Source organism: Burkholderia sp. MBR-1 (assembly GCF_013822785.1).
Lineage (GTDB): Bacteria > Pseudomonadota > Gammaproteobacteria > Burkholderiales > Burkholderiaceae > Burkholderia > Burkholderia vietnamiensis.
This window is the reverse complement of record NZ_CP053609.1, coordinates 1,779,768-1,794,455: the sequence shown is the minus strand read 5'-3', so window position 1 is coordinate 1,794,455 and position 14,688 is coordinate 1,779,768. Positions and strand designations below refer to the sequence as shown.

The following is a 14,688-nucleotide window of genomic DNA, read 5'->3' as shown; positions in this document are numbered from 1 at the left end:
TCGCGGCACGCCTGTCCCCGCCCCAACCAGGAGAAAGCCGCTCATGAGCATAATCAAGGAATTCAAGGAGTTCGCCGTCAAAGGCAACGTGATGGATCTCGCCGTCGGCGTGATCATCGGCGGCGCGTTCTCGAAGATCGTCGACTCGGTCGTGAAGGACCTCATCATGCCGGTGATCGGCGTGCTGACCGGCGGTCTGGATTTCTCGAACAAATTCATTCTGCTCGGCACCATCCCGCCGTCGTTCAAGGGTAATCCCGATTCGTTCAAGGACCTGCAGGCCGCAGGCGTCGCCGCATTCGGCTACGGCTCGTTCATCACCGTGGCGATCAATTTCGTGATCCTTGCGTTCATCATTTTCCTGATGGTGAAATTCATCAACAAGCTGCGCAAGCCCGCCGAAGCCGCTCCGGCCGCGACGCCCGAAGACGTGCTGCTGCTGCGCGAGATCCGCGATTCGCTGAAGCAGCGCTGAGCGCCGCACCACGCCGGCTCACGCCGCGTCATGCCGTATCTGCCAGGCCCGCCACGTGCGGGCCTTTTTCATCGGCGCGGCACGCCTCGCACTTTTTTGTGACGCGCGAATGCACGCGCGCGAAAAGCAGGTCTATGATGGAGACTAAACGACAGTACGGGCGCCAAGACGCTGGCTGTGTCGATCATCGTGGCAAGCGGGTCGACGGGAGACATTGATCGTCGTACCTCACGAATGCAGCATTTTCGTGTGCTATAAAGGATCGACATGCGGCGTACATAGCCGGGAGTGGGTCGCATGAAAGTGCCGCATTTCTTGCAATTGTTTTTGAGGCGAGTGTTTATGTCCTTCCCGAAAAAACGTCGACGCGCGCAACAGGATGGCCACGAGTCGTTCCTCGCGGTATTGCGCCATTCGAAGCCGTTCGCGCAACTCGACACCAAGATTGCCCGCGCCCGTGCGCAGGACGAGCCCGTCCTCTATGCCCACGTGCTGCCCGGCCTCGACGTGCTCCTGTGCAGCGTGCGCGGCGCACACCCGCCCTATCCGGCCATTGCCGAGCTCCGCAAGCGCTGCATCGAATCGATCGCCAACGCACTCGAACAGCCGCTCGACGGTCTCGAGAACGGCGGCTATTGGTACGAGGCAAACGGCTTCGGCTTCCTCGTGTTCGCGAGCCGCGCCCGCACGCGCATCCTGCCCGAGTTTGGTGCGGGCACGAAGGCGAGCCTGCGCGGCGGGCTCGGACGCCAGAACGCCGGCGACACGACGCCGCGCTCGCTCGGCTGAACCGACACAGCAAGATGGGCCGCCCGAGGGCGGCCCATCTGCCATTCACGCGTACCGTTTCGGCCGTGCCGCGCTCATGTCGCGGCGCCGCGTCCGTTGCCGGGCCGCAGGATGTCGATGAACGCGGCGAAATCCGCGCCGGCAAGGCCCTGCGCGGCGCCCAGCCGCAACACCTGCTGCACCGTCGCCGCTACGGGCATCACCGCGCCCGTGTCGCGGGCCGCGTCCGCGATTGCATCGACATCCTTCTGAAACGTGCTCAGCGCGCCGATCGACGGATGACCGGCTGACGTCATCCGCGGCACGAAGGTCTGCAGCAGTACCGAATCCGCCCAGCCGCCCGCCAGCGCGTCGGCCAGACGCGCGGCGTCGATGCCGCTCGCCTGCGCGAGGCCCACGGCTTCGGCAATCGCGGTGACCGTCGCGGTGACGATCGCCTGGTTGCACAGCTTCGCCGTCTGTCCCGCGCCCGCGTCGCCCATATGCGTGATGCGCGACGCGTAGCGGTCGATCAGCGGCCGCACCGCCTCGAGGTCCACAGCGTTGCCGCCGGCCATCACCGCGAGCGTGCCGGCCTGCGCGCCCGGCACGCCGCCCGATACCGGCGCGTCGACCCAGCCGACGCCGAGCGCCGCCGCACGCGCCGCGTAATCGCGCGTCGCGGCAGGCGCGATGCTCGAGTGATCGACGATGCGTTGCACGCGGCGCGCGTTCGCGTCGCCGGCGAGCAGCCCGTGCGCGCCGAACACGACGTCGCCGACCGCGCGGCCGTCGAGCACGCACACGAACACCGTATCGACCTGCTCGGCCAGTTCACGCGGCGTGTCGACCACCCGCGCGCCGTCCTGCTCGAGCGCCTCCGCCTTCGCGCGCGTGCGATTCCATACGCCGACGCGGTGCCCCGCCGCCAGCAAATGCCGAATCATCGGCGCGCCCATCAGTCCCGGTCCGCAAAATCCGATTTCCACGATATTCGTCGCCTCCAATCAAGGTTGCAGTTGCCGCCCATCATACCTATCACTCAAACAGGCCTGGTGCGCGCGGCCGCGCGTCGGGCCCCGCACATACCGACATTTCACGGAGCCCATCATGAGCGACCACGTGTACAAGCTGATCGAACTGACCGGATCGTCGCGGCAATCGTGCGACGACGCGATCCGCAACGCGATCTCGAAAGCCGGCAAGACGCTGCACAACCTGCACTGGTTTCAGGTCACCGAAACGCGCGGACACATCGAAGGCGATCAGGTGATCCACTGGCAGGTCACGCTGAAAGTCGGCATGCGCATCGACGACTGACGCGCCGAACGCGCCCGGAAGCCCGGCGCGCGAAGCCCGCGGATGCGTGCAACGCGCGTCCGCGTTGGTCTTCGCGCCCGTGTACCGCCCTTCGCGCGAGGCCCGTCCGGCTCGCGGCCGCGGGTATCCATCGCTTGACGCTGATTTTCTTCCATATTAAAAACGATATACCCCACCTCCCCCTCGATCAGCCTGGACATATAAACGGAGATACCATGAGTCAGCAACGCGAGGCGATCGACACGTACCTCTTGCGCGTCTTGCACACCTTGTTGATGGAGCGCAGCGTCACGCGCGCGGCCGTCAAACTGAACCAGTCGCAACCGGCGATCAGCGCCGCGCTGCGCCGCCTGCGCGACATCACCGGCGACCCGCTGCTCGTGCGCGGCAAGTCCGGCATGGTGCCGACCGAATACGGGCTGCGCCTGCTCGAGCCGGTACAGAACGCGCTGCGCGAGATCGAGCGCATCAAGTTTCAGCAGCACAGCTTCGACCCGGCCACGTCGATCCGCTGCTACCGGATCGGCTGTCCCGACTATCTGAACGTGCTGTTCGTGCCGACGGTGGTCGAACGCTTCCGACAGGCCGCGCCGAATGCGACACTCGAATTCCACTCGCTCGGCCCCGCGTTCGACTACGAACTGGCACTCGAAGACGGCAAGCTCGACATCGTCGTCGGCAACTGGCCCGAGCCGCCCGAGCAGCTGCATTTGTCCAACCTGTTCGTCGACGAAATCGTTTGCCTGATGAGCAACACGCATCCGTTCGCGAAGCGCGGCGGGCTTACGCTCGATCAGTACCTGAACGCGCCGCACCTCGCGCCGACGCCGTATTCGGTCGGCCAGCGCGGCGCGATCGACGTGCATCTCGCGCGCGAACGGCTCAAGCGTCACGTGGTCGTCACGCTGCCGTACTTCAACCTCGCGCCGTATGTGCTCGTGAAGTCCGACCTGATCTTCACGACGACGCGCCTGTTCGCCGACCATTACGCGAAGTTCCTGCCGCTGTCGGTCGTGCCGGCCCCGCTCGACTTTCCGCCGATGCAGTACTACCAGCTGTGGCACGAACGCTGCCATTACTCGGACGAAGTGCGCTGGCTGCGCAGCCTGGTTGCCGAAGCGACGCGCACGTTGATCGAGGCGTAAGCGTAGCGGGCGGGGCACGGCCGGAAGACGCAACGCCGGCCGCGCATGTTCGCGCGCGCCGCGTCAGCGCGACGCATCCACGAGCGCCTGCGCAAGCGCGTTGTGGCGCTCGATGACCGGCGGCAGATCGAGCGTCGCGAGCCACCCTTCCCGCACCACCACCTTGCCGTTCACCACCGTATAGGCCGCCTGCGACGGCGCGCAGAACACGAGCGCCGCGACCGGGTCGTGCAACGCACCGGCAAAGAGCGGCTGGCGCAGGTCGAACGCGGCGAAGTCGGCGGCCATGCCGGGCTTCAACGCGCCGATATCGTCACGATTGAGCACCTTCGCGCCGCCGAGCGTCGCGATCTCGAGCGCGTCGCGCGCGGTCATCGCGTCGGGCCCGAAGCCGACCCGCTGCAGCAGCAGCGCCTGCCGCACTTCCGCGACCATCTGCGCGCCGTCGTTCGACGCCGACCCGTCGACGCCGAGCCCGACCGGCACGCCCGCCGCCCGCATCTTCCCGATCGGCGCGATGCCCGATGCGAGGCGCATGTTCGAGCACGGGCAGTGCGCGACGCCGGTGCCGGTGCGCGCGAACAGGCCGATGCCCGCATCGTCGAGCTGCACGCAGTGCGCATGCCAGACGTCGTGACCGACCCAACCGAGATCTTCCGCATATTCGGCGGGCGTCATGCCGAATTTTTCGCGGCTGTACGCGATGTCGTTGACGTTCTCCGCCAGATGCGTGTGCAATGACACGCCGCGCTCGCGCGCGAGCACCGCCGCGTCGCGCATCAGGCCGCGGCTCACCGAGAACGGCGAGCACGGCGCGACGACCACGCGCAACATCGCGTAACGTCCTTCGTCGTGATAGGCGTCGATCAGCCGCTGCGTGTCGCGCAGGATGTCCGGCTCGCGCTCGACGACCGAATCGGGCGGCAGCCCGCCGTCGCGCTGACCGACGCTCATCGCGCCGCGGCTCGCGTGAAAGCGCATGCCGATGCGTTGCGCGGCGCCGATGCTGTCGTCGAGCCGGCTGCCGTTCGGATAGATGTACAGATGATCGCTCGACGTCGTGCAGCCCGACTGCAGCAGCTCGGCCATCGCGGTGAGCGTCGACACCTCGATCATCTCCGGCGTCAGATGCGCCCAGATCCGGTACAGGCTCGTGAGCCAGCCGAACAGCTCGGCGTTCTGCGCGGCCGGCACCGCGCGCGTGAGGCTCTGGTACATGTGGTGATGCGTGTTCACGAGCCCCGGGATCACCAGATGGCCGCGCAGGTCGAGCACTTCGTCGGCGGTGTCGGGCAGCTCGGCGCTCGGCCCGACGGCGACGATCCCGTTGCCCTCGATGTAAAGCCCGGCGTCACGCAGCTCGCGGCGCGTGTCGTCCATGGTCACGAGCACGTCGGCGTGCTTGACCAGCAAGGTCGTCGGGCGGGATGAGGATGGCTGTGGCGCGCGTGCGCCGGCGTGCTGCTCGAGGTTCATGCGTTCTCCGCGTCGTTCCGTCTGCGGGAGCCGCTCCCGCAGACGCTGAAGGCCGTTCGAACGCTGCTGCGCGGCACGCACCGGTGCCTGCGTCCGTTCGAACGCGCTGGCCCGGTTACCCGGCATGCATGCCGTCTTCGGGGTACGCGCGGCAGCATCGCGCAAGCGCGCGCCGCGCACAATGCGCGAAACCGAATACTGCGCTTCACGGTTTCGATATGGTACGCGGCGCAGCGCGATCGGACGCAGCGCACACGCGCCCCGGCCGCGCATGGACGGCCGTCGACAGCCGTTCATGCGCGGCGCATTATCTTTGATATCGCGTCCGTATTTGCGCGGGAACCTTCTTACAATGCCTGCACGGCGCTCGCATCAATTTCGCCGACGGGTATGTAGCCACGTGACGTGGAGCCTCGATCCGCCGCACAGTCAATGGATCGAGTCGCCGCCGAACCTCGCATTCACATAAGGACACAACGAATGGGAAAGCTCACTACCCACGTACTCGATACGGCACACGGTCGTCCCGGCGCTGCCGTCAAGGTGGACCTCTACGCGCTCGACGGCGACACGCGCCGCGCGCTCAAGACCGTGCTGACCAATAGCGACGGCCGCTGCGACGAACCGCTGCTCGAAGGCGCGGCGCTCGCCGCCGGCGAATACGAGCTCGTGTTCCATGCCGGCGACTACTTCGCGTCGCTCGGCGTGAAGGTGCCCGAACCGCGCTTCGTCGACCGCGTCGTGCTGCGCTTCGGCATCGCCGACGCCGCATCGCACTACCACGTGCCGCTGCTCGTGTCGCCGTGGTCGTACAGCACCTATCGCGGCAGCTGACATACGCATCGGCGCCTGCATCGAAGACAACGATCTGAGTCTGGAGGAGTTTCATGGAAGGCTTCATCACCGACTGGCTGAACCTCGCGCTGCGATGGCTGCACGTCATCGTCGCGATCGCGTGGATCGGCGAGTCGTTCTATTTCGTCGCGCTCGACAACAGCCTCAAGCCGCCGACCGACGCGAACCAGCGCAAGCGCGGCGTGTTCGGCGAGCTGTGGCATGTGCACGGCGGCGGCTTCTACAACATGCAGAAGTACACGGTCGCGCCGCCGGAAATGCCCGACGACCTGCACTGGTCGAAGTGGCCGTCGTACACGACGTGGCTGTCGGGCTTCTCGCTGTTCTTCGTGCTCTACCTGCTCGCGCCGAACACCTACCTGATCGACAAGAGCGTGCTCGACATGGGGCCGGTGGTAGCGGTCGCGTCCGCGCTCGGCTTTCTCGCGGCCGGCTGGATCGTCTACGACTCGCTGTGCCGCATCCTCGGCACCAACGATCGCGTGCTCGGCATCTGCGTCGGCATCTACGTCGTGATCGCCGCGTACCTCGCGTGTCACATCTTCGCGGGCCGCGCCGCGTATCTGATCGTCGGCGCGATGCTCGCGACGATCATGTCGGCGAACGTGTTCTTCGTGATCATCCCCGGCCAGCGCAAGATGGTCGACAAGATGCTCAAGGGCGAAGAGCCGAACCCGATCTACGGCAAGCGCGGCAAGCAGCGCTCGGTGCACAACACCTACTTCACGCTGCCGGTCGTGTTCGCGATGCTGTCGAACCACTATGCGATGACGTACACGAACCGCTTCAACTGGGTCGTGCTCGTGCTGATCATGCTGGCCGGCGCGCTGATTCGTCAGTTCTTCGTGATGCGTCATCGCGGCAAGCAGCTGTGGTACCTGCCGATCGGCGGCGTCGCGCTGCTGTCGGGCGCGCTCGTGTGGACGATGCCGAAGCCGGTCGCGCCGCAGGCCGAGGCCGCGAACGCGCCGAAGCTCGCCGTCAACGACATCATGCCGATCCTGCAGCAGCGCTGCATCGAATGCCACTCGGCCAAGCCGACGCTGATGGGCAGCGCGCCGGCCGGCGTGATGTTCGACACGCCGGACGAAGTGTCGAAGAACGCGCAGCGCATTTACGAACAAGCCGTGCGCCTGAAGGCGATGCCGATCGGCAACGTCACGCACATGACCGACGACGAGCGCGTGAAGCTCGCCGCTTGGTTCGAGGGCGGCGCGGTGAGGTGAGGCGCTGTGAGCCGGCGTGTGATCGCCGGTGGGATACGTTGGTGGATGCGGGCCCGGAGACGGACCCGTTTTTTTGGGCACGTGCGAAGGCGCGAAGGTACGGCCGTCGCGCCAGCCGCACATCGCTTCACGCTGCAGCACGAGCAGTAGATTCATGGGAGGTCGTCGAACGGCAGGAAGATGTGATCGTGATGCGTGACCGTCGTCACGGTACAGTTGCGCCCTGCTGTGAACAATGTGTAGAGAATGCGACGCGGCGCGATCGGAATGCGCGCTCAGCGCGATTCATGCGGCGCGGAAAAACACGGGCCGGTTGCGTCGCACGGCCGCCGTCTCGCGGCGGGCTTCCTGGTCGGCATCATGAATGGACCCGGAACGCTCGTTCCAGCTGCACGCCCATCACGATTGCAGCCCGAAGATTTGCGACGGGACGGCGAAACGGCGCTGTGCGAATCGCCGGACGGCGACACGAACACCAGCCAGCCGCGACGGTCATCGCGTCGGCTTCGACGAAACGCGACGATCGCCTCGAACGACGACGCCCCGTCCGCTTCGTGCTCAGCGAGGCCGTGCGTTCGCTTTCAGATCGACGCATCGGCACCGGGCCGGCAACCGTACTTCACGCGCCAACGCGTCGCGACGATCGCATGCGCATCGGCGCGATCGAGCCACACGTACTGCCCTGCGTGTCGGTTCGTGGCCGTGCGCCGCACTGCCTCGCAGTGTTGCTGACGAATGCCGACCACCACCCACACCGCGATCCCCAAGCGCACCGACATAAAAAAAACCGCGCGTGTCGCGCGGGCTGGTTCGACGATCGCTGCTACGGCAACGGCGCTCAGACCATCACCGCCTCGAGCGCATCTTCGGTGAGCCACAGCGATTCCGGCAGGTCCTGCTCGTTCAGGTTCAGGCCGTCGCCGCCGCGATCGACGACGATGAAGTCGCTGACCTCGCCCAACGCGATCAGCGGGTGATGCCACACGCCCTTCGCGTAGTTGACGCCCTGCCAGCCGCTCGTCACGAACGCACGAACCTTCGACGGATCGAGCTCGCCCGCCGGCGCGACGACGACGAGATACGGCCGCTCGTTCAGCGGCACGAACGCCTGGCTGCCGAGCGGATGCCGCTCGAGCATCCTGACCTCGAACGGCAGCTCACGCGGCTGGCCGCGAAACAGGTTGACCAGCGTGCGGCCGCCCGCGTCGGTCACGTCGACGTTCGCGAGATCGTGAAAGCGCATCGTCGTGCCGAGATTGATCGGAATCTGCTTCGCGCCGTCGGTTTCGATCACGTCGCCGAACGGGGCGAACGCTTGCCTGGTCAGCGGTTCGATTGCAAGCGTCTTCATTTGTCGAGCGTCCCCCACAGGCGCAGACGCGATACGCCGCCGTCCGGGATGATATTCAGGCGCACGTGCGTGACCGGCCCGAGTGCGGCGATCTCCGGTTCGAAGAAGTGCTGCTTGTCCATCTGCAGCTTCTGCTCGCCGAGCAGCACCGGCCAGAACATCGACTGCGTGATCAGCGAGCTGTCGGTGCCGCCCGACATGTAGGCGGCCTGGATCGAGCAGCGGTCCGGGTAGTTGCCCTTGAAGAACGCCGTATCGACCTCGATCCTCCGGATCACGCCCGGCTGCGCGAGCGCGATGATCGCCCAGTCGTTGCCCGGTTCGCGACGGCGACGCGTTTCCCAGCCGTCGCCCATGTTCACGCCGCGGCCCGGCAGCAGCAGGTTCGACGCGAGCCCGAAGTGCTGGTTGTTCGCGGCCACGACGTAGCCGCCGTTTTCCATCGCCGCGAGGTCGAACTGCTCGGTCGCGCTCGCGCCGGCCCAGTCGAGCTGCGGCTGGCCGTACACGCGCAGCCGCGCGACGCCGCCGTCCGGATAGATGTTCACGCGCAGATGCGTGAACGCGCGCGCGTCGCGCGCTTCGACGTAATGGTGACTGTTGCCCTGCAGCGTCGTCGACGGCACGATCTCGATCCACTCGGTCGCCTGCGTCGGCGCGCCGTCGGCGACGTACGCGGCGTCGATCGAAGCGGCCGGCGGGAAGTTGCCGGTGAAATGGCTGGTATCGATGTCGACGCCCTTGATCACGCCGGGCCGCGCGAGCTTGACGATGCACCAGTCATAACCGGTCGTGCGCTTGCGGCGCGTCTCCCAGCCGTCCATCCACTTGCCGTGGTCGTCGTACTTGGCCGGAATGAAGACCGCCGGCTCCGGGTTCAGCATCCGCTCCTTCGGCGCGAAGAAGTCGTCGCTGGCTTCGAGCGCCTGCGCGCCGAGGCGCGGGTCGGCGAGGTTCACGTAGCGCCGGGTGAAATCGGGCGCGGCGGGATCGAGAAGCGGAACAGCCATGATGTGTCCTTGTTCGGTGATGCAAAGCGGTGATGCGAAACGGTGACGCGAAGCGGCCGCTGCGGCGCGACGTCACGCGTCGATCAGGTCGTCGAGCCGGAAGCGCGCGATCCGGTAGATCTGGTCGAGGCTCGCGCGCAGCTCCTCGCTGCGCGAATGATTCACGCGCGACTCGAAGTTCGCGATGATGCCGTGCCGGTCATAGCCGCGCACGGCCAGAATGAACGGGAAGCCGAATTTCTCGCGATAGGTGCGGTTCAGCGTCAGCAGCTTGTCGAACTCTTCCTGCGTGCATTGATCGAGGCCCGCGCCGCTCTGCTCGCGCGTCGACTCGGCCGTGAGCTCGCCGCGCACGGCTGCCTTGCCGGCCAGTTCCGGGTGGGCATTGATCAGCGCGAGCTGGCGTGCGTCGCCGGCCGTTTCCACCGCGTTCGACATCGTCTCGTGCAGCGCGTCGATGCTCGCGAACGGCCGCTTCGCCGCCGCATGCTCGGCCACCCACGGCGAATGCTCGAAAATGCCCGACAGCGCGGCGACGAATGCGCTCGGCGTCATCGTGTTCAGTTGCTCCAACGTGTAACGCATCGCCTTCATGCTTTCCCTTCGTCTCGATGATTGGGCTGATACGGATGATGTTCACGCCAATGGCGCGCGATATCGGCACGCCGCGTCACCCATACGCGTTCGTGCTTCTCGATGTGATCGAGGAAACGCTGCAGCCCGCGGAAACGCCCCGGCCGCCCGAGCAGCCGGCAGTGCATGCCGATCGACAGCATCTTCGGCGCTTCGTCGCCTTCCGCGTACAGCACGTCGAACGCGTCGCGCAGGTAATCGAAGAAGTGTTCGCCGGTGTTGAAGCCCTGCGGCGTCGCGAAGCGCATGTCGTTCGTGTCGAGCGTGTACGGGACGATCAATTGCGGCGTCGTGCGGCCGCCCGACACTGCGACGTCCATCCAGAACGGCAGGTCGTCGCCGTAGTTGTCGGAGTCGTACAGGAAGCCGCCGTATTCGGCGACGAGGCGGTGCGTGTTCGGGCTGTCGCGGCCGGTGTACCAGCCGAGCGGACGCTCGCCGGTCACGCGCTCGATCGCCTCCATGCCGAGACGCATGTGCTTGGCCTCCAGCTCGGGCGTCATGCTCTGGTAGTGAATCCAGCGCCAGCCGTGGCATGCGATCTCGTGGCCGAGCTCGACGAAGGCGCGCGCGAGCTCCGGATGGCGCTCGATCGCCATGCCGACGCCGAACACCGTCAGCGGCAGCCCGCGCTTCTCGAACTCGCGCAGGATGCGCCATACGCCGGCACGCGACCCGTACTCGTAGATCGACTCCATGCTCATGTGACGGTCGGGATACGCGGCCGCGCCGACGATTTCCGACAAGAACTGCTCGGAGCCCGGATCGCCGTGCAGCACGCAGTTCTCGCCGCCCTCCTCGTAATTGAGGACGAATTGCACCGCGACGCGCGCGCGCCCGGGCCAGTTCGCCTGCACGGGATGGCGGCCGTAGCCGATCAGGTCGCGAGGATAGTTGGGATCGAGTGACATGGGTTCGGAGTGCCGCTGAAGCTCGCTGAAATGGTGGGTTCGCATCGGCCCGCACGGGGCCCGAAGGCCGGCCGCGCGGGCCGATACGACGACGGCCCAGTGTAGCGAAAAGGTCGGGACGCGCCCATACAGCGGCGCAGATAGTGCAGGTCAGACCGCGTGTATGTGCGGTTGCGGCAAACCGGCGTCGGGCGACGTAGCGCTGCCGCTGCGCGCGCCCGTGCTCGCCGGCGCGGCCGCCGACGCATCGTCGGGCGGGCTGAAGCGCGCGAATTCGCCGTCGTAGCGCTTCGGCAGCGGCCGCGCATAATCGCCGCGCTTCGCGGTCGCGAGGCGCAGCGACACCAGCGCCTCGGCCCACTTCACGGCCGCCGTGACACCCTCGATCACCGGCGCGCCGATCTGCTGCTCGATCTCGTGCGCGAACTCGGCCATCCCGGCGCAGCCGAGCACGATCGCATCGGCGCCGTCCTCGTCGAGCGCCCGCCGGCATTCGTCGACGATGATGCGCCGCGCGGCCGAACCGGGCCGGTCGAGCTCGAGCACCGCGACGTCGGTCGCGCGCACGTTGCGGCAGAAGCGCTTCATCCCGTAGCGCTCGGCGAGATGCCAGGCCATCCCGCAGGTGCGCGCGAGCGTCGTGACGACCGAGAAGCCCGGCGCGAGCACGCTCGCCGCATGCATCGCCGCCTCGGCGATTCCGATCACCGGGCCGCGCGCCAATTCGCGCGCCGCGTACAGCCCCGGATCGCCGAAGCACGCGATCACGTACGCGTCGCAGCCGTCGCGTTCGCCTTGCGCGATCTCGGCGAGCAGCCCCGGCGTCGCCAGCGCCTCGTCGTAATAACCTTCGATCGACGGCGGCCCCATCGGCGGGCTCACCGCGACGATCTCCGTACCGGCGGCCGCGATCTCGCGCGCGCAACGGCCCATCGCGTCGGTCATGCGCTGCGTCGTGTTCGGGTTGATCAGCTTGATCTTCATCTCGCGCTCCTCACGCGTTCGTGCTCACGAGCAACCGGTAGAACGCGAAGCCGAGCCCCGCGCCGATGAACCACGAGAAATTCGCGGCGGCCTCCCAGCCCGGCACCATCACGCACACGACCGCAATCACCGCGGCCGGCAGCAGCGCGGCGAGCGCGCGACGGTTCACGCCGCCGGTGTACCAGTACGCGCCGCGCTCCGACATCGTGTACAGATCGTCGCGCACCAGCCGGCCGCGCTTGACGAGGTAGAAGTCGGCGATCAGCACGCCGTACAGCGGGCCGATGAACGCGCCGAGCACATCGAGCGTGTAATGGATCACGGCCGGGTTGTTGAACAGGTTCCACGGCGTGATGAAGATCGACGCGACGGCCGCGAGCATCCCGCCTGCGCGCCAGCTGATCAGCCGCGGCGCGACGTTCGAGAAATCGAACGCGGGCGACACGAAGTTCGCGACGATGTTGATACCGATCGTCGCGATCGTAAACGTCAGCGCGCCGAGGATCACCGCGGTCGGATGATCGATGCGGCCGACCGTCGCGACCGGGTCGGTGATCAGCTCTCCGAACACCGGCAGCGTCGCGGCCGTGGTGACTACCGTGACGAGCGAGAACGCGAGGAAGTTGACCGGCAGCCCCCAGAAGTTGCCGCGCTTGACGTCGCCGAACGAGCGGCAGTAACGCGAGAAGTCGCCGAAATTGAGCATCGGCCCGGAGAAATACGACACGACGAGCGACACGGCCGTGATCATCACCGGAATCACCTGCGCGCCGTGATACTTGACGCCGCCGAGATTGATGCCGATGTTGCGCCAGCCCGCACGCCACACCATGTAGCCGGCGAGGATGAACATCACGACGTAGACGGCCGGCCCCGCGAAGTCGATGAACTTCTTGATCGTCTCCATCCCGTTCCAGAACACGAACGCCTGCAGCACCCACAGCAGCATGAAGCCGGCCCAGCCGACGGCCGACAGCCCGAGGAAGCCGTAGCGATGAACGTCCGCGTACGGCATCCATTGCGGGAAGAACTTCAGCACGACGATCACCAGCGCGCTCGACGCGAGATAGGTCTGGATGCCGTACCACGCGATCGCGATCAGCCCGCGGATCACGGCCGGCACGTTGGCGCCCAGCACGCCGAACGTCGCGCGGCACGCGACCGGATACGGCACGCCGATCTGCTGGCTCGGTCGCGCGATCAGGTTGCACAGCCGGTTCACGATCGTGATGCCGACGATCAGCGCGATCAGCACCTGCCAGCTCGTCAGCCCGAGTGCGAACAGGCTGCCGGCAAACACGTAGCCGCCGACGCTGTGCACGTCGGACATCCAGAACGCGAAGATGTTGTACGCGCCCCACGTCTGGTTCTTCAGTGGTGCCAAATCTTCGTTGTACAAACGCTCGCTGTAACCGTCCGGCAAGGCCGGATCGCCGCCCTCGCCGCCTTGTTCCGCCGGATATGCGCTGTCGTGCGCCACACTGAACTGAGCCATGACTTCTCCTTGACGCGGCCGTGCGGCCGCTCCACCGTCATCGATATCGCTCCGGGTCGTCGCCCGGAGTCGGACTGGCGGCCGGCGGCGCTGACCGCCGGCCTGCATTGCTCTCGTCGTGTGGCGCGCGGGCCGGTTCGCGTCGCCGCTCAGGCGCCGCCGAACACTTCGCGCAAATCGACCTGCCCTTGCGCGGGCCGGTCCAGCATCTTCAGTTCGACATGCTGCAGGTGGTGCGCCATCAGCGTCACCGCCCGCTTCGAATCGCCCGCTTCCAGCGCGGCCAGGATCCCGTCGTGGTCGTCGCACGAGCACGGGCTGCGACCGTGCGACTCGTACAGCGCCGACATCAGCGTCGAGCGCGCGACGAGCCCGTCGAGGCATTCGCACAGCGTCGCGTTGCCCGTGAGCGCGGCGAGCGCCGTATGGAATTCGCCCGACAGGCGGATCCACGCGGCGAAATCGTGACGCTCGAACGCGCGACGCTCCTTGTCGATCAGCGCGGCGACGCCCTTCAACCGTTTCGCGCCCGGCCCCGTCGCGAGCCGCTCGACGACGGCCAGCTCGATGATGCGGCGCATCTCGAACACCTCGTGCACGTCCTGCAGCGTCGGGCTCGCGACGAAGGCGCCGCGGTTCGGCTCGAGATCGACGAGCTTGTCGGCCGCGAGCTGCGACAGCGCCTGGCGGATCGTCCCGCGCTTCACGCCGAACACGTCGCACAGCTGCGCCTCCGTCAGCTTCGCGCCGGGCGCGAGCCGATGCTCGAGGATCGCGGTGCGAATCCGCTCGGCGATCGCTTCGGGGCCGGCGGCGCCGGACGCAGGGATATCGGGCTCGTTCATGTTCTGCATCGTGTGATGGTCCTCATCCTAGGACGGACATAAAGATTGTCAACAATTCTTTTCCCGGAATTCGCACAATCGGCGTGCATCCCGGTGTGCCAGAGCAGTGCGCGGCGCACGAAACCCGCGCACGGCAAGGCTGCAACCACCATCCATGGCAGCTTACGGCGTTTACCCTGCCGGGAATTTTGTCG

Annotated in this window: 16 protein-coding genes; 6 read left to right on the top strand and 10 right to left on the bottom strand. The window is 66.7% G+C overall.

Going from position 1 to position 14,688, the window contains the following annotated elements:
* The first annotated feature begins 43 nt into the window (after positions 1-43).
* A complete protein-coding gene (mscL, locus tag MBR110_RS08265) occupies positions 44-475 on the top strand; it encodes a large conductance mechanosensitive channel protein MscL (RefSeq protein WP_011885098.1) in 432 nt (143 codons plus the stop codon).
* 342 nt (positions 476-817) lie between these two features.
* Complete coding sequence (locus MBR110_RS08260; RefSeq protein WP_014723190.1) at positions 818-1,264, top strand: hypothetical protein; 447 nt, start codon at positions 818-820, stop codon at positions 1,262-1,264.
* Between the two features lie 74 nt (positions 1,265-1,338).
* On the opposite strand, the gene MBR110_RS08255 is transcribed toward MBR110_RS08260, so the two are convergent.
* On the bottom strand, positions 1,339-2,232 hold the full coding sequence (locus MBR110_RS08255; protein ID WP_014723191.1) for an NAD(P)-dependent oxidoreductase: 894 nt from the start codon (positions 2,230-2,232) through the stop codon (positions 1,339-1,341).
* Positions 2,233-2,353: 121 nt separating this feature from the next.
* On the opposite strand from MBR110_RS08255, the gene MBR110_RS08250 reads away from it, so the two are divergent.
* Both MBR110_RS08250 and MBR110_RS08245 read left to right on the top strand, forming a co-directional pair.
* Positions 2,354-2,563 (top strand): dodecin, encoded by a 210-nt coding sequence (locus tag MBR110_RS08250; RefSeq protein WP_006755984.1) that lies wholly within the window; start codon positions 2,354-2,356, stop codon positions 2,561-2,563.
* Between the two features lie 215 nt (positions 2,564-2,778).
* Positions 2,779-3,708 carry a LysR substrate-binding domain-containing protein gene (locus MBR110_RS08245; protein WP_011885102.1) on the top strand — a complete coding sequence of 310 codons (930 nt, stop codon included), beginning with the start codon at positions 2,779-2,781 and terminating at the stop codon, positions 3,706-3,708.
* A gap of 63 nt (positions 3,709-3,771) precedes the next feature.
* Here MBR110_RS08245 and MBR110_RS08240 read toward each other — a convergent pair whose 3' ends face one another.
* The gene (locus MBR110_RS08240; RefSeq protein WP_059696430.1) at positions 3,772-5,184 is read right to left on the bottom strand and encodes an 8-oxoguanine deaminase; all 1,413 of its coding nucleotides are present in this window, start codon (positions 5,182-5,184) and stop codon (positions 3,772-3,774) included.
* 480 nt (positions 5,185-5,664) lie between these two features.
* Between MBR110_RS08240 and uraH the strand changes: the two genes are divergently transcribed.
* Both uraH and MBR110_RS08230 read left to right on the top strand, forming a co-directional pair.
* The gene (gene uraH / locus MBR110_RS08235; protein WP_046426965.1) at positions 5,665-6,018 is read left to right on the top strand and encodes a hydroxyisourate hydrolase; all 354 of its coding nucleotides are present in this window, start codon (positions 5,665-5,667) and stop codon (positions 6,016-6,018) included.
* 53 nt (positions 6,019-6,071) lie between these two features.
* On the top strand, positions 6,072-7,265 hold the full coding sequence (locus MBR110_RS08230) for a urate hydroxylase PuuD (protein WP_059474460.1): 1,194 nt from the start codon (positions 6,072-6,074) through the stop codon (positions 7,263-7,265).
* A 581-nt stretch (positions 7,266-7,846) separates the two neighbouring features.
* On the opposite strand, the gene MBR110_RS08225 is transcribed toward MBR110_RS08230, so the two are convergent.
* From MBR110_RS08225 to MBR110_RS08190, 8 genes are all read right to left on the bottom strand, one after another.
* On the bottom strand, positions 7,847-8,044 hold the full coding sequence (locus MBR110_RS08225; RefSeq protein ID WP_034195327.1) for a hypothetical protein: 198 nt from the start codon (positions 8,042-8,044) through the stop codon (positions 7,847-7,849).
* 59 nt (positions 8,045-8,103) lie between these two features.
* Positions 8,104-8,616, bottom strand: a complete 513-nt coding sequence (locus MBR110_RS08220; protein WP_059457004.1) for an ureidoglycolate lyase — start codon at positions 8,614-8,616, stop codon at positions 8,104-8,106.
* Entirely contained in the window at positions 8,613-9,626 is a 1,014-nt protein-coding gene (alc, locus tag MBR110_RS08215; RefSeq protein ID WP_059734897.1) for an allantoicase, read from the bottom strand. The genes MBR110_RS08220 and alc overlap by 4 nt, the downstream gene beginning before the upstream one ends.
* 72 nt (positions 9,627-9,698) lie before the next feature.
* Complete coding sequence (gene uraD, locus MBR110_RS08210) at positions 9,699-10,220, bottom strand: 2-oxo-4-hydroxy-4-carboxy-5-ureidoimidazoline decarboxylase (RefSeq protein WP_011885108.1); 522 nt, start codon at positions 10,218-10,220, stop codon at positions 9,699-9,701.
* The gene (gene puuE, locus MBR110_RS08205) at positions 10,217-11,170 is read right to left on the bottom strand and encodes an allantoinase PuuE (RefSeq protein ID WP_034195325.1); all 954 of its coding nucleotides are present in this window, start codon (positions 11,168-11,170) and stop codon (positions 10,217-10,219) included. The genes uraD and puuE overlap by 4 nt, the downstream gene beginning before the upstream one ends.
* A gap of 150 nt (positions 11,171-11,320) precedes the next feature.
* Positions 11,321-12,154, bottom strand: a complete 834-nt coding sequence (locus MBR110_RS08200; RefSeq protein ID WP_014723197.1) for an aspartate/glutamate racemase family protein — start codon at positions 12,152-12,154, stop codon at positions 11,321-11,323.
* Between the two features lie 10 nt (positions 12,155-12,164).
* Entirely contained in the window at positions 12,165-13,649 is a 1,485-nt protein-coding gene (locus MBR110_RS08195) for an NCS1 family nucleobase:cation symporter-1 (RefSeq protein ID WP_014723198.1), read from the bottom strand.
* 149 nt (positions 13,650-13,798) lie between these two features.
* Positions 13,799-14,503, bottom strand: a complete 705-nt coding sequence (locus MBR110_RS08190; protein ID WP_011885112.1) for a GntR family transcriptional regulator — start codon at positions 14,501-14,503, stop codon at positions 13,799-13,801.
* Positions 14,504-14,688: the final 185 nt, after the last annotated feature.

Coding starts and splice junctions, on each gene's coding strand:
- mscL (WP_011885098.1), top strand. CDS start 44: ATGAGCATAATCAAGGAATTCAAGGAGTTCGCCGTCAAAGGCAACGTG.
- MBR110_RS08260 (WP_014723190.1), top strand. CDS start 818: ATGTCCTTCCCGAAAAAACGTCGACGCGCGCAACAGGATGGCCACGAG.
- MBR110_RS08250 (WP_006755984.1), top strand. CDS start 2,354: ATGAGCGACCACGTGTACAAGCTGATCGAACTGACCGGATCGTCGCGG.
- MBR110_RS08245 (WP_011885102.1), top strand. CDS start 2,779: ATGAGTCAGCAACGCGAGGCGATCGACACGTACCTCTTGCGCGTCTTG.
- MBR110_RS08240 (WP_059696430.1), bottom strand. CDS start 5,184: ATGAACCTCGAGCAGCACGCCGGCGCACGCGCGCCACAGCCATCCTCA.
- uraH (WP_046426965.1), top strand. CDS start 5,665: ATGGGAAAGCTCACTACCCACGTACTCGATACGGCACACGGTCGTCCC.
- MBR110_RS08230 (WP_059474460.1), top strand. CDS start 6,072: ATGGAAGGCTTCATCACCGACTGGCTGAACCTCGCGCTGCGATGGCTG.
- MBR110_RS08225 (WP_034195327.1), bottom strand. CDS start 8,044: ATGTCGGTGCGCTTGGGGATCGCGGTGTGGGTGGTGGTCGGCATTCGT.
- MBR110_RS08220 (WP_059457004.1), bottom strand. CDS start 8,616: ATGAAGACGCTTGCAATCGAACCGCTGACCAGGCAAGCGTTCGCCCCG.
- alc (WP_059734897.1), bottom strand. CDS start 9,626: ATGGCTGTTCCGCTTCTCGATCCCGCCGCGCCCGATTTCACCCGGCGC.
- uraD (WP_011885108.1), bottom strand. CDS start 10,220: ATGAAGGCGATGCGTTACACGTTGGAGCAACTGAACACGATGACGCCG.
- puuE (WP_034195325.1), bottom strand. CDS start 11,170: ATGTCACTCGATCCCAACTATCCTCGCGACCTGATCGGCTACGGCCGC.
- MBR110_RS08200 (WP_014723197.1), bottom strand. CDS start 12,154: ATGAAGATCAAGCTGATCAACCCGAACACGACGCAGCGCATGACCGAC.
- MBR110_RS08195 (WP_014723198.1), bottom strand. CDS start 13,649: ATGGCTCAGTTCAGTGTGGCGCACGACAGCGCATATCCGGCGGAACAA.
- MBR110_RS08190 (WP_011885112.1), bottom strand. CDS start 14,503: ATGCAGAACATGAACGAGCCCGATATCCCTGCGTCCGGCGCCGCCGGC.